Consider the following 13,336-nt stretch of genomic DNA (forward strand, 5'->3'; position numbering starts at 1 on the left):
GCCTCAGGCGCGGTCGGCAATCAGGGCGGCGATCATCTCGGCCATCATCTTTGATTGATGCCCGGGCGTAACCCCGCCCAGCCCGATCCGGCGGCCGATCCGCCACCACAGCCCCGGACGCCACCGCGCCGGGGCTTTGGTTTTCGCCTTGATCAGGAACCCGTTCGACGGTTTGAAGGCGAAAAGGCCGCGGTCCATCGTCTCGATATCCGAAATCGCCACGATCACCTCGCCGTCGCCGCTACGCACCGCGGCCCGGGTCAGCTCGATCTTCTGCGCCGTCGCCCGGCGCATCGCGTCCCCCATCCAGACCGCCACCGCGCCCAAGAGGACCAGGAACAGCTGCCAGGCCAGCGCATCGAAGCTGCGCGTCAGCCCGATCCAGATCAGCAGCGCGCCCAACAGCACCAGACAGCCGACGCCCAGCACGCGCCGCCCCGTCGATGCCTGCATGACCGCCAGTACCTCGTCGTGGTCGCTCATCGCCGCCCGTCTCCCTGTATTGGCCGCTTGTGGGCCTGATAGCCGGATTGCGGCCCGCGCGCGAGAGCGAAAAGCCATCGTCCGACCGCGCGCTATCCCCCGACCAGCCGGCGTACCATGTCCCAATACAGCGTCTCGACCTCGTCCAGCTTCAGCCGCCCCGCATCGCGGTACCATGTGTTGACCCCGGTCAGCAGCGCGATGACCGCCATCGCCGTGATCCGCGGCTCGGCCAGGGTAAAGACCCCCGCGTCCTGCCCGGCGCGCAGGATCTCCTCCAGCCGGGTCTCGTAGATCCGGCGCAGCTCGGTGACGGCGGCAAAGTTTTCGCCCGTCAGGTTGCGCAGCTCCATGTAGGACACGAAAACCGCATCCGCCCGCCGCGTGTTGAATCGGATGTGGAACCGCGTGAACGCCTCCAGCCGGGCGCGGGCGTCGGTGCCGCCGGGGTCCTCTTGCTGCCAGGCGTCCAGCAGCGCATCCATGTGCTCGCGCATCAGGTCGAACAGCAGCGATTGCTTGTCGGGCGTGTAATTGTAAAGCGCCCCGGCCTGCACGCCCACCTCGGTCGCGATCTGCCGCATCGACACCGCGGCGAACCCGTGCCGCGCGAACAGCCGCATCGCGGCCTCGCGCACCCGCGGGCCTGTAATCTCGGAATGCGAACCTTGCGTGCGTGCCATGCCATATGGATAACTGAACGGGCGTTCAGATAAAAGCCCCGCTTGCCTGTGGAACGCGATCAGTGGCATGACAGACGCACCATGACGACGCCGCGCCGCTTCATAGGCCCTTGGGCCCTCACGCTGACCCTCGCGCTGTCGGCCTGCACCCAGTTTCCTGAACTGGACGACGCCACGTCGCGCGACACGCGCCGCGCGCCCTATCCCAACCTGCTGCCGGTCGAAGACCTGCGCGCCCGCGTCGCCGCGCCACGCACCACCGAGCAGACCACCCGCACGCTCGAAGCCCGCGTCGCCGGCCTGCGCGCCCGCGCAGCCCGCCTGCGCGGCTCTGTCATCGACGGCACGTCGCGGGCGCGGCTCGACCGCAAGATCACCATCGACGTCCCGCAATAACGTCCGCCCGCCCGCGCGCCCGAAATCCTTCAAGGAAAACGTCCCCGTACCGCACAAAACCCGCGTTGCAAGGCCTGACGCAACCGGCTAAACCCCGGCCAAACCGCCTCGACAAAGTCTCAAGGAAACGCCCATGACCACCCCCCTACGCCTCGGGATCGCCGGGCTCGGCACCGTCGGCACCGGCGTCGTCAAGATCGTCCGCCAAAAGGCCAAACTGCTGGCCGCCCGAACTGGCCGGCCGATCGAGATCTCTGCCGTTTCGGCCCGTACCCGCGACAAGGACCGCGGCGTGTCGGTCTCGGGCTACGACTGGGAAGATGATCCCGTGGCGCTGGCCACCCGCGACGATGTCGATGTCTTCGTCGAACTCATGGGCGGCTCCGACGGCCCAGCCAAGGCCGCGACCGAAGCCGCGCTCGACGCCGGCAAGGACGTGGTCACCGCCAACAAGGCGATGTTGGCGATGCACGGCCAGGCCCTGGCCGAACAGGCCGAGGCCGCGGGCCGCGTCCTGCGGTTCGAGGCAGCCGTCGCGGGCGGCATTCCCGTCATCAAGGCCCTGACCGAGGGGCTGGCAGGCAACGAGATCACCCGCGTGATGGGCGTGATGAACGGCACCTGCAACTACATTCTGACCCGTATGCAAGCCTCGGGCCTGCCCTATGACGACGTCTTTGAGGAAGCCAACCAATTGGGCTATCTCGAGGCCGACCCCGAACTCGACGTCGGCGGAATCGACGCGGGTCACAAGCTCGCGATTCTCGCCGCGATCGCCTTCGGCACGCAGGTCGACTTCAACGCCGTCAGCCTCGAAGGTATCCAGAAGATCACCATCGAGGACATCAAGCAGGCCGCCGACATGGGCTACCGCATCAAGCTCTTGGGTGTCGCCCGGATGACGGGTCGCGGTCTGGAACAGCGCATGTCGCCTTGCCTTGTGCCCAAGAACTCGCCGCTGGGCCAGCTCGAGGGCGGCACCAACATGGTCGTCCTCGAAGGCGACGCGGTGGAACAGATCGTCCTGCGCGGCCCCGGCGCGGGCGAAGGTCCGACCGCCAGCGCGGTGATGGGCGACGTGATGGACATCGCCCGCGGCATCCGCATCCCCACCTTCGGCCTGCCCGCAGCACAATTGTCCAGCCCGGCCACCGCCTGCGAGGCCGCGCCCGTGCCTTACTACCTGCGCATGGCTCTGCACGACAAACCTGGTGCCTTGGCCAAGGTGGCGACGATCCTCGGCAATGCCGGCGTGTCGATCGACCGGATGCGCCAATACCGCCACGAGGCTGACACCGCGCCGGTGCTGATCGTCACCCATAAGACCGCGCCCTCGGCTCTCGCCGCCGCGCTCGAGGCGTTGTCACAGGTGGATGTCGTCGCCTCGGCCCCGGTTGCGCTGCGCATCGAAAGCGTCTGATCCGGTGACCGAAGGAAGAACCGGCTTGGCAGGTGCCAGCACCGGCGCATCCTTTCCCGAACCCTGACCGGACGGGCGGCATATCCCGGCGTGCGGACAGGCGCGCCGGAAATCTATGCTTCATGTTTGGGTCCGAACGCTTTAGAGAACCCTCGACCCACTTCAACCAAGGCCGCCCCGCAATGTCCAAATCCACCCCATTCAACGACGCCCTTCTCTCGCTCGCCCTGGCCCGCGTTTCGGAACAGGCCGCGTTGGCCTGCCGTCCGCTGATCGGACGCGGCGACGAAAAAGCCGCCGACCAAGCCGCCGTGAACGCCATGCGTCAGGAATTGGGCGCGATGGACATCGCCGGCACCGTCGTGATCGGTGAAGGCGAGCGGGACGAGGCCCCGATGCTCTATATCGGCGAGGAAGTCGGCACGGGGAATGGCCCCGAAGTCGACATCGCGCTCGACCCGCTCGAAGGCACCACCATCACTGCCAAGGCCATGCCCAACGCGCTCACCGTCATCTCGATGGCCCCGCGCGGCACCATGCTGCACGCCCCCGACGTCTACATGGACAAACTGGCCATTGGCCCCGGCTATCCCGAGGGCGTCGTCTCGCTCGATATGTCCCCGACGGACCGCGTCGAGGCGCTGGCCAATGCCAAGGGCGTCGCCCCCTCGGATATCACCGTCTGCGTGCTCGAACGCCCCCGTCACGAGGCGACCATCGCAGAATTGCGTTCCACGGGCGCGTCGATCTACCTGATCGGCGACGGCGACGTGGCCGGTGTCATGCACTGCGCCGATCCCGAGGCGACAGGCATCGACATGTACATGGGTTCGGGCGGTGCGCCCGAAGGTGTGCTGGCGGCAGGCGCCCTGAAATGCCTTGGCGGCCAGATCTGGGGCCGGCTGCTTTTCCGCAACGATGACGAACGGGGCCGAGCCGAAAAGGCCGGCATCACCGACTTCGACCGTGTCTACACCCGTGACGAAATGGTATCGTCCGACGTGATCTTCGCCGCCACCGGCGTGACCCAAGGCTCTCTGGTCGCCGGGCTCAGGCCGCGCGGCGACAGTATTGAAACCCAAACGCTTCTGCTGCGTTCCTCTACCGGAGAGCGCCGTATCATGACCTGCCGCCACCCGATGTGAAACCGATGTTACCTGCCCTTGTCCTGATCGACTTCCAAACCGGCTTCGAGGCCGATTTCTGGGGCGCGCGCAACAATCCTGACGCCGAGGATCGTGCGGCACAGCTCCTGTCGGCGTGGCGCGACCGTGGCGGCCCCATCTGCCACGTTCTGCATCGCAGCAAGGTCGTCGGCAGCCCCATCCATCCCGACTCCGGTGGATGCGAATTCAAACCGCAGATGATGCCGCTGACCGGCGAGCCGGTGTTCGAGAAATCCACCAATTCCGCATTCGTCGACCCCGCGCTTCACGCGCACCTGGAATATCTCGGCGCAACCGAACTGGTGATGTGCGGGCTGACCACGCCGCATTGCGTGTCCACCAACGTTCGCTGGGCCGACAATATCGGCTATGACGTGACACTGGCGCACGACGCCTGCGCCGCCTTTTCGTTTTCCGCCGACACAGGCTGGAACCCCGATCTGTCGCCGATGGATCCCGAACCGATCCACGCAACCGCCGTCTCGCACCTGCATGGCGAGTTCTGCCGCGCCCGCTCCGTCGCCGCGATCCTGCGCGACCTTTCATGAGCTACCTCGGTGTCGCGCGCTCGCTGACCGGGCGCCGCTGGATTGGCCCCACCCCCGAAACCGACCGCCTGGCCGAGGCGATGGCCCAGGACACCACCCTGCCCCGCGCCCTCTGCCAGACGCTGGCGCGTCTCGGCGTGGCCTCCGCTGACGCCACCGCATATCTCGATCCCAAGCTGCGCGACCTCATGCCCGATCCGCGCAGCCTGAAGGACATGGAAGCCGCCGCCACCCGGTTCCTTCAGGCAGTCGAGCGGCGCGAAAAGATCGCGGTCTTCGCCGACTACGACGTCGACGGCGGCGCGTCGGCGGCCCTGCTGATCGACTGCCTGCGCCAGATGGGCGTGGCGGCCACGCTCTACGTGCCCGACCGCATCGACGAAGGCTACGGCCCCAACGCCGCCGCGATGGCCGAGCTGGCCGCCGCGCATGACCTCATTCTCTGCGTCGATTGCGGCACGCTCAGCCACGAGGCCCTTGCCGCCGCCACCGCCGCCGATGTCGTAGTGCTCGACCACCACCTCGGCGGCGAAACGCTGCCGCCGGCCCTCGCGGTCGTGAACCCCAACCGGCAGGACGAAAGCGGCGACCTTGCGCATCTCTGCGCAGCCGCCGTCGTGTTCCTGATGCTGGTCGAGGCCGGACGGCAACTGCGCGAAGCCGGCAGGCAGGGCCCCGACCTCATGTCGATGCTCGACCTCGTGGCACTTGCCACCGTCGCCGACGTCGCCCCCCTGCGCGACGTCAATCGCGCCTTCGTGCGCACCGGCCTGGCTGTCATGGGGCAGCGCCGCCGCCCCGGCTTGGTGGCCCTGGGCGACGTGGCGCGGCTCGACACGGCACCCACCGCTTACCACCTCGGTTTCGTCCTCGGGCCGCGCGTCAATGCCGGCGGCCGGGTGGGCCGCGCCGATCTCGGCGCGCGCCTGCTGGCCTGCAACGACCCCGCCGAGGCGATGTCACTGGCCGAAAAGCTCGATGAACTGAACACCGAACGCCGCGACGTCGAATCCGCCGTGCGCGCCGCCGCGCTGGACCAAGCCGAAGCGCGGGGCCTCGACGCGCCGCTCGTCTGGGCCGCTGGAGAAGGCTGGCATCCCGGCGTCGTCGGAATCGTGGCCTCGCGCCTCAAGGAAGCCACCAATCGCCCGGCCATCGTCATCGGCATGAGCGGCGACGAAGGCAAGGGCTCGGGCCGCTCGGTCTCCGGCGTCGATCTCGGCCACGCCATTCAGCGGCTCGCTGCCGAGGGCCTGTTGCTCAAGGGCGGGGGGCACAAGATGGCCGCCGGCCTGACCGTGGCCCGCGACAAGCTCGAGGCCGCGATGGCGCGCCTCTCCGACCTCCTCGCCCGTCAGGGCGCGGGCAGCTCCGGCCCTGCCGACCTCGCGCTCGACGGCCTTCTGATGCCCGGTGCCGCAACCCCCGAACTGGTGGAGCAGATCGAACAGGCCGGACCGTTCGGCGCCGGCGCCCCCGGCCCCCGCTATGCCTTTTGCGACATGGGCATCACCTTCGCCAAGCGAGTCGGTGACAGCCATCTGAAGTTCCGCTTCGGCGACGGCATCGGCCCCAGCGTTGATGCCATCGCTTTCGGCGCCTACGACAGCGAGATGGGCCAAGCGCTGGAACAGCACGGCGGCGCGCGCTTTCACCTGGCCGGACGCCTTGACATCAACACCTGGGGCGGGCGCCAGACGGTGCAACTGCGCTTGGAAGACGCCGCGCTTGCCGTATGATCCACGCCTGCCGGGCGGCCTCTGCGATGCCCGCAAAATTATGCAAGAATCCTCTTGCGCCGGTCGCGGCTTTTTCATAGTTACACGCTCACGCCACGGCATGGCCCGTTCGTCTATCGGTTAGGACGCCAGGTTTTCAACCTGGAAAGAGGGGTTCGATTCCCCTACGGGCTGCCACCCACACCCACCATACTGACCCTCTACCAGTTTGCGTGATAATATCACGTAAAATTAGGGACTTGCGACCTGTTCAGGAATGTAGAGACGGAATTGGCCAGACGATCTGTCGGTAAAATGCCCGAGTGTCTCAGCCGCGCATTTTTGTCTTACCAGTTTGGTGTGGACTCAGAGTCTTGCGATCAACGACCGCTGTTCATTCCAGTCCGTTGGAAGCTCATGTGTCGCGACCCAGGTTGAAGTCAGACCTGTTGCCTGTCTGCCGGCGAGAGCATCGCGCACGATGTCAGGGGCAAGGAATGCGAAGTTCAGCGTCTGTTGAACACGCTTCTTCGTGGTGCTTTCGGCATCGGCAATCTCATCCAGCGTCTGGCCTGACTTGATCCATTCCAGCCACTGAGTTGCGCGTGCGATGTTTGCGATTAGTGACGCGTCTCGCTCAGTTGCAGTGTCGCCCGACACAAACCGAGCCTCCATGCCGCGCCGTCGCATCGTGAACGTTGTGTCGAATGTCAGTGCCGAAGCATCGATTGAGACATTGGGTAGATCAAGTCGGGTCACAATCGGCTCGGGCTTCAAGATTATTGACATATTTCCTTCACCAATCACGGCCCGTTCGATGGTCTCCAGCATCCACCCCTGGTCAGCCAAGTGCCTCTGAAGTTGTCGATCCGCTTCGACGTTCCTGGATTGCGCGATCCATACATTCGCGTTGTCTCGGAGATGGCGCTGTACTGCCTGCTTCACAAAAGCCTCCAGTTTATCTGCTGGCAATCGCCATCCCCTACTCCGACTGTCGTCCTTCCTGCCGGTCACCAGATCGCGCGAGACATAGTATCGATAGCGCTCGCCGTTCTTCCTCGTGTGCGATGGCGCGAGACGCATTCCGTGCTCATCGAACAACTTTCCCGTCAGGGGTGAAGGTTTGGTTTTCCGGTTGGGCGTGTTCGCGATGACAGGCGCCTTCTGGGCAAGCTGCACCTGGACTCGCTCCCATCTCTCCGTGTCAATGATAGCCTCGTGCTGCCCCTCGTAGACCCGGCCTTTGTGGGGAATGCGTCCGGCGTAGATCGGATTTGTCAGAATGTGATGTACGTGACCTCGGGACAACACGTTCCCGCCTCGCCACTGGCCCGCTTTGCCTTGCCTTTTGCGCGAACGAACACCAGCTTCCGCAGCCTTTCTGGTGACCACGTTCAAGGCGCCGTGCGTTTCGTAGAGATCGAACAGCACCTTGATCAGTTCGGCTTCCTCTGTATTGACCTTCAGAATGCGCCCGTCGGCATCGTATCCCAGCGGTATGTTCCCTCCCATCCAGAGACCTTTTTGTTTGGAGGCCGCGATCTTGTCGCGGATGCGCTCTGCCGTCACCTCGCGCTCGAACTGGGCAAAACTCAGCAGCACATTGAGCGTTAGCCGGCCCATGCTGGTGCCTGTATTGAAGCTTTGCGTGACGGACACAAAAGATGCTTCCCCCCTGTCGAGGCTATCTACCAGTTTGGAAAAGTCCGCCAGAGATCGCGTGAGCCGGTCGATCTTGTAGACGACGATCTGATCGACGTGCTTGTCATCGACATCGCGCATGAGTTGTTGCAGCGCGGGTCGATCCAGGTGACCACCCGAAATGCCGCCATCATCATAACGCCTGTCGAGCAGTTCCCAGCCTTCATGGCGCTGACTGGCGATGTACGCCTCGCACGCCTCGCGCTGCGCATCCAGGGAGTTGAACTCCTGCTCGAGCCCCTCCTCGCTGGACTTACGTGTGTAGATGGCACAGCGTGTCCGACGCATGTCAGGACTGCCTCGGGCATGTCAGTCCAAAGAAGCGGGGGCCACTCCAATGTGCGCCGGTGATATGCCGTGCCACCGCGCTGAGCGAGGTAAAATTCCTGTTGTCGAGGACATATCCATCAGCCGTGGATTGAACGCGATAGACCCTGCCATTCCACTCCCGCACCAGCGTAGAGCCGTCGTTCAAGACCGGTGCGGCGGGCGTCGCCCCATTACCTGCCAAGGCTGATTTCAGAGCTCGACGTGTCGCTGCTGCACTGCCACCCAACCGGCGGCACTGGAGGTCGTGCGCCAATACTCTCTGCATGAATGGTACCGACAGGTATTTTGGCGGCGACGAGTTGAAGGCCTTGGTCCAGGCCGCGATGCAATCGGCTCGGCTGAAGCGCGCGATCTGACCGAGCGTTTCGGCCAGATCGTTGGGTTTCGAAGGCGCGCTCATGCGTTCGCCGGCCGCTCGGTAATTCGATAGACCGTTCCGCCCTCACCGGCACTGCGTTCGATGCATTCTCCCGCCTTTCGAAGACCGGAGATCGCCGCACGGGCTGTATGGGGCTGCCAACCGAACTTTTCCTGAAGCTCGGCGCATGTTGCACCACTCTTGCGTCGTAGGAGTTTCCGAAGTTGTTCAGATCGGGATACCCGACGGCTTTTCATAGAGGTTTTTGCTTTGCTGGTTTGCGTCTCAGTTTTTGGTTTGTCTGACATGTTCCTCTCCACTCATTTGGCCGGGATATTCGGCGTGTTGTACTGAGTGGAGCCCGGCGCTTCCGGGCGATTTCGACGGCAAGGTCAGTACTGCTTCGTATGCTGGAGAAGTCGAGTGGAATGTCTGAGGAGGGCGGAAAGCGGTCTTTCGCTGCGAGGTCCGGCAAAGTCCGGAAAGCGAAACAGAAGCGGTTATCATTGCCAAACAAGAAGGCCGTCTATGCCTTTCACTCCAATCCAAAGCAAGGCTAGTAGTAACGGCTGGTGGACTAAGTAGACCAACAGGGAATTGCGGCCCAGAAAAACCAACATTGCCGAAGCTGCGCGGGGGGCCGGCGATAAGTGGTTTGCATCCCTCGAGAGACTTTCGATATTGAAGAATCTGGCCGTAATCACTCCCAGCAAAAACACACCAAACCAAGGAAAGAACGGTTCGTAATCCATCGAAGGTGGGCGGGTCTGTGATAGGCCTGTCCAGAGTAACCAAATCCTGTCGAAGATTGCGCTCTCGTAAATCGACGGCAGAAGAAAACAAAAACCGGCCACCATTAAGCCCAGGAAGATCGGACACCTCAGAAAGAGGAGACCGACAAGACTCGACAGGGTAATGCTATGGAGTATGCCGAAGTAGATGAACCTTTGGGGCGCGAAGAGGTACGTCGCGATGCTGATCGTGAAGGATGCGAGAACAAGGATACCGAGCCTTTTCGCGAAGCTGCGCCACCTGACCCGGTCGCCGTGAGCCAGCCATAAGCTGATGCCCGCGATGAAGATGAATGTACCCGCGGTCAGGCTCGCGAAGACCTGCCAGAAAATTGATCTCATGGTGTCAGATGGCAAGACCATGAACATCGTCAGATCATAGAAAAGGTGAAAGATCACCATCGCAACCAGCGCAAGACCACGCGCGAGGTCAATTGCGTGAATGCGCTCGGTCATGCGGTGACCCTGCTCTGCCCAACGTCCGTCCGAAGACCCGCAACTGTTACCCGATCGACCTCAGCAGACCCGCTTCATCCGGTGACCGATGGTCAGGCGGCCGGTCTGCCGCCAGACTTCAGCCGCGCTGCGATCTCTTCGATCTGGGCTTGGACCAGCGGCTTGTTGGCGAATTCGTCAATGGCGCGGAACTGCCTGGCCCGTTCCACGTCCCGTGGATCAACCGACGAGGTCAGCATTACGATGATCATCCGGCAGAAATCCTTGCCGAACCGCGCCACCGCCTCTTCCAGGAACGTAAAGCCGTTCATGCGCGGCATGTTGACGTCCAGAAACAGTACGTCGATCTCAGGCCGGTCGGGCCGCGCCAGAAACTCCAGAGCGTCTTCGGCCATCGGAAAGGCCAGCAGTTTTTTAACCAGCCCGCTGCGGCGCATCAACCGCTCGCAGGCCACGTGAAAGAACGTATCGTCGTCGATCAGCATGACGGTTTCAATGGCCGCATCCGATTTGGCACCCAGGTCAGTCATCGTCCGCAGCTCCCAGTCTGATGGTAAATATCGACCCGCCGCCCGCGTTCTCATCGACCTCGATCGTGCCGTTCAAATTCTGAACGATCCGCCGGCACATCGTCAGGCCCAGCCCGCTGCCGGGTATCTCATCATGCCGGTGCAGCCGGCTGAACAGATCGAAGACATGGCGGCGGTGTTCCTGCGATATCCCGATGCCGTTATCCGCCACCGTGATGCTCACACTTCCTTCCGCATCAGGCAGACCGGCGCCGATCACGATCTCCGGGCGGCGGTCGGGACGCCGGAATTTGATCGCATTCGACAAAAGGTTCTGAAACAGGATACGCAGCATGACCGCGTCGCCCTGCACGACTGGCAAAGCGCCGGTCAGCACCCGCGCTCCCGCGCTCGTGATCTCTGCCCTGATATCGGCGATCACCTCTTCGACAGTCCGTTCCAGCGCACATGGTGCAAGTGGTTTTTCAGATCCAATCAACTGCGTGTAGCGCAACAGATCCTCGATCAGCACCGACATGCGCGACAGGGTTTCGCGGCTCATGCCGACAAGCTCCGACCGCTCAGCGTCCAACGCACCGCTGCCGCAGTCATCCAACTCGGACAACAGCATCGACACTGTCTGCACCGGCGATTTCAGGTCGTGCGACACCGCGTAGGCAAACGATTTCAGTTCCTCGTTGGCCGCGTTCAGATCGTCATTGGCCTTTTGCAAAACCCGGCAATGCTGCCGTTCGCGCCGCGCCTCTGCATTGGCGTTTTCCAGTTCGGCGTTCAACTCGCGAAACGGTTTGCCAAGCGGATCCACACTTTCCGAGACCAGAACGAACCCGTTCGTTTCCCGGCCACTATCCCGGATCGCACCCACGCGAAATCGGATGCGGCGCGGCAATCCCGGGGTCGCGGCACGCAGCGGCAACAGCATACCGTCGCCCGAGGCCGCGATGATCATTTCGCGCAACGCCTTCTCGCGCGAAATCTCGAAAACATCGGGCAAGGCCCATTCTGCCGGTACTGGCCTGTTCACGAAAAGCCGCTGCAACAGCCTTTCCACTCCGGCGTTTACCGCCTGAACACGGGCCGCACGGTCGACCAGCATCACGTGTTTCGGCAACGCGCGAAAGGCGCTGACTTCCGCGGGCAGTTGTCGTGCCGCCTCAGCCAAAGAACTCTCGGCCCGCCTCACCTTCGGTCAGATGAATGACCACACGACAGCCCGGATCACCACGGGCTATGGTCGCCGTCTTCTCGACCCGTGCATAGCCCAGGTTGCTGGCCGCGATTCGACCGAACACGCTGGTCGTCATCATGCACAGCGATTCGCGACCATCGACCTGCCCCGCGAAGGGGCAAGCGGAATTGGTCAGCACGATGCGGTCGGGGCAGATCGCTTCTATCCTGAACCCGCCCTCGATCCGGCTCTTTAGATCAACCAGGGCCTGCGCCACCTGTTTTGCATCCAGCGCCTCGGTGCCGAAAATCGTCCGGTACTCTTCATTCATCGTCTCGCCGATCTGCGATCCGACCCGCGCGATAAAGCCTTCGGCCGCTTCCAGGCCGACGCGGGATTCCAACACGTTCGCCAGTTCGCTCACCAGTTCTCGCAGAAACTGGTCCCGGTTGCGTGTGATCACCTCATCCGCACCTGCGATCGGCGACATCTCCATAGCGAACTCCTGCATAGCGCTGGCCCTCGCCTGTCAGCTTAGCGCCAATGGATTAACGAAACCCGAAGACCGATCGCTCTTATTGGGAAGCTATCACGAATTTCATCAATCCTTTTTTGTTATTTATATCAGATATATAAATTATTAAATGTCATATTTTGATAATAAATTTCCATATATTGAACACTTTGCTCTGGACTCCCGGCTGTCTGGCCACGACGGTCTGTTTCCGAAACCGGCAACAAACCGGCTTCGCAAGGGAGGACACATGACCGATACCGGCCTGGAAACCGGCACTCTATCCACTGAGGAGAGTGCCAGGACAGCCGAGACATCGCTGGCCAAGGCGATCCGTCTGCTGCCGATCGTGGCCGCCCGCAACGCCAGCGGCGTCACCCTTTCGACCGTGGCGCGCAAGGCCAACCTCAATACCGCGACCGCCCGCAGGCTGTTGCAGGGCCTGGTCGAGGGCGGCCTGCTCAGCTTCGATCCCTATTCCAAGATCTACACCCTTGGCATCGGCCTGTTCGATCTAGCCGGCGCCCCGGGCTCGCCACGCCAGTTCGATCCCCTGCGCATGGAATTGCGGCCCGCCATTGCCGAAATCGCCGCCGCAACCGGCGAGACCACCTTTCTCTCCGTGCCGTTCGGCGACGAGGCGCTCTGCATCGATGCGGCGGGCGAAACCCACGCGCTTTGCGCCAACACGCTTCAGGTCGGCGCGCGGCGACCGCTCGGCGTGGGCGCGGGCAGTGCCGCCCTTCTCGCTGCTCTGCCCGAAGACCAGTGCGACCGCCAGATCGCCGCCAGCGCCGACATCTACAGCCGCTATGGCGAGCTCAACGCCGCCGACGTGCGCCGCATGGTGCGGCACTGGCGCGAGCATCGCTGGCTGATCAACGCCTCCATCATCATCCCCGATGTCGGCGCCATCGCCGTCGCCGTCTTCGACCAATCGGGTCAGCTGCGCGCGGCCATCTCTGTCGCGGCGCTCAAATCCCGCCTCGCGCCCAAGCGGCGCAAGGACATCGTATCGGTCATGACCCGCGCCATCGCACGGTCGGGTTTCACGACGTAAGGCAAAGACAACCC

The 13,336-nt window shown here is 63.2% G+C and carries 15 protein-coding genes and 1 tRNA gene; 7 read left to right on the forward strand and 9 right to left on the reverse strand.

The window, feature by feature from the left end:
- Positions 1 to 3: 3 nt before the first annotated feature.
- Entirely contained in the window at positions 4 to 483 is a 480-nt protein-coding gene (locus tag XM53_RS15165; protein ID WP_057794802.1) for a hypothetical protein, read from the reverse strand.
- Positions 484 to 575: 92 nt separating this feature from the next.
- Positions 576 to 1,166: a TetR/AcrR family transcriptional regulator gene (locus XM53_RS15170; RefSeq protein WP_057794804.1), complete on the reverse strand. Its 591-nt coding sequence runs from the start codon at positions 1,164 to 1,166 to the stop codon at positions 576 to 578.
- A 42-nt stretch (positions 1,167 to 1,208) separates the two neighbouring features.
- Here XM53_RS15170 and XM53_RS15175 point away from each other — a divergent pair, with 42 nt between their 5' ends.
- From XM53_RS15175 to XM53_RS15200, 6 genes are all read left to right on the forward strand, one after another.
- Complete coding sequence (locus tag XM53_RS15175) at positions 1,209 to 1,562, forward strand: hypothetical protein (protein WP_408006077.1); 354 nt, start codon at positions 1,209 to 1,211, stop codon at positions 1,560 to 1,562.
- 133 nt (positions 1,563 to 1,695) lie between these two features.
- Positions 1,696 to 2,982: a homoserine dehydrogenase gene (locus XM53_RS15180; protein WP_057794808.1), complete on the forward strand. Its 1,287-nt coding sequence runs from the start codon at positions 1,696 to 1,698 to the stop codon at positions 2,980 to 2,982.
- A 182-nt stretch (positions 2,983 to 3,164) separates the two neighbouring features.
- Complete coding sequence (gene glpX, locus XM53_RS15185) at positions 3,165 to 4,127, forward strand: class II fructose-bisphosphatase (RefSeq protein ID WP_057794810.1); 963 nt, start codon at positions 3,165 to 3,167, stop codon at positions 4,125 to 4,127.
- Between the two features lie 5 nt (positions 4,128 to 4,132).
- Positions 4,133 to 4,696, forward strand: a complete 564-nt coding sequence (locus XM53_RS15190) for an isochorismatase family protein (RefSeq protein WP_057794950.1) — start codon at positions 4,133 to 4,135, stop codon at positions 4,694 to 4,696.
- Positions 4,693 to 6,435 carry a single-stranded-DNA-specific exonuclease RecJ gene (recJ, locus tag XM53_RS15195; RefSeq protein ID WP_057794812.1) on the forward strand — a complete coding sequence of 581 codons (1,743 nt, stop codon included), beginning with the start codon at positions 4,693 to 4,695 and terminating at the stop codon, positions 6,433 to 6,435. The genes XM53_RS15190 and recJ overlap by 4 nt, the downstream gene beginning before the upstream one ends.
- Before the next feature lie 102 nt (positions 6,436 to 6,537).
- Positions 6,538 to 6,612 (forward strand) — tRNA-Glu (locus tag XM53_RS15200).
- A gap of 168 nt (positions 6,613 to 6,780) precedes the next feature.
- On the opposite strand, the gene XM53_RS15205 is transcribed toward XM53_RS15200, so the two are convergent.
- The 7 genes from XM53_RS15205 to XM53_RS15225 all read right to left on the reverse strand — a co-directional run bounded on the left by XM53_RS15205 (position 6,781) and on the right by XM53_RS15225 (position 12,244).
- Positions 6,781 to 8,403, reverse strand: a complete 1,623-nt coding sequence (locus XM53_RS15205) for a recombinase family protein (RefSeq protein WP_057794814.1) — start codon at positions 8,401 to 8,403, stop codon at positions 6,781 to 6,783.
- Between the two features lies 1 nt (position 8,404).
- Positions 8,405 to 8,845, reverse strand: a complete 441-nt coding sequence (locus tag XM53_RS22560; RefSeq protein WP_082631043.1) for a DUF2924 domain-containing protein — start codon at positions 8,843 to 8,845, stop codon at positions 8,405 to 8,407.
- Positions 8,842 to 9,111 carry a DUF3489 domain-containing protein gene (locus tag XM53_RS22565; RefSeq protein WP_082631044.1) on the reverse strand — a complete coding sequence of 90 codons (270 nt, stop codon included), beginning with the start codon at positions 9,109 to 9,111 and terminating at the stop codon, positions 8,842 to 8,844. Before XM53_RS22565 ends, XM53_RS22560 begins: the two co-directional genes overlap by 4 nt.
- 195 nt (positions 9,112 to 9,306) lie before the next feature.
- Positions 9,307 to 10,050 (reverse strand): heparan-alpha-glucosaminide N-acetyltransferase, encoded by a 744-nt coding sequence (locus tag XM53_RS15210; RefSeq protein WP_057794816.1) that lies wholly within the window; start codon positions 10,048 to 10,050, stop codon positions 9,307 to 9,309.
- 92 nt (positions 10,051 to 10,142) lie between these two features.
- Positions 10,143 to 10,580, reverse strand: coding sequence for a response regulator (locus XM53_RS15215; protein WP_236544523.1), 438 nt, complete (start codon positions 10,578 to 10,580; stop codon positions 10,143 to 10,145).
- Positions 10,573 to 11,742: a sensor histidine kinase gene (locus XM53_RS15220; protein ID WP_160321398.1), complete on the reverse strand. Its 1,170-nt coding sequence runs from the start codon at positions 11,740 to 11,742 to the stop codon at positions 10,573 to 10,575. Before XM53_RS15220 ends, XM53_RS15215 begins: the two co-directional genes overlap by 8 nt.
- Complete coding sequence (locus XM53_RS15225) at positions 11,735 to 12,244, reverse strand: methanogen output domain 1-containing protein (protein WP_201455429.1); 510 nt, start codon at positions 12,242 to 12,244, stop codon at positions 11,735 to 11,737. Before XM53_RS15225 ends, XM53_RS15220 begins: the two co-directional genes overlap by 8 nt.
- A gap of 268 nt (positions 12,245 to 12,512) precedes the next feature.
- On the opposite strand from XM53_RS15225, the gene XM53_RS15230 reads away from it, so the two are divergent.
- The gene (locus XM53_RS15230) at positions 12,513 to 13,322 is read left to right on the forward strand and encodes an IclR family transcriptional regulator (protein ID WP_057794821.1); all 810 of its coding nucleotides are present in this window, start codon (positions 12,513 to 12,515) and stop codon (positions 13,320 to 13,322) included.
- Positions 13,323 to 13,336: the final 14 nt, after the last annotated feature.

The organism is Roseovarius atlanticus (genome assembly GCF_001441615.1).
GTDB lineage: Bacteria > Pseudomonadota > Alphaproteobacteria > Rhodobacterales > Rhodobacteraceae > Roseovarius > Roseovarius atlanticus.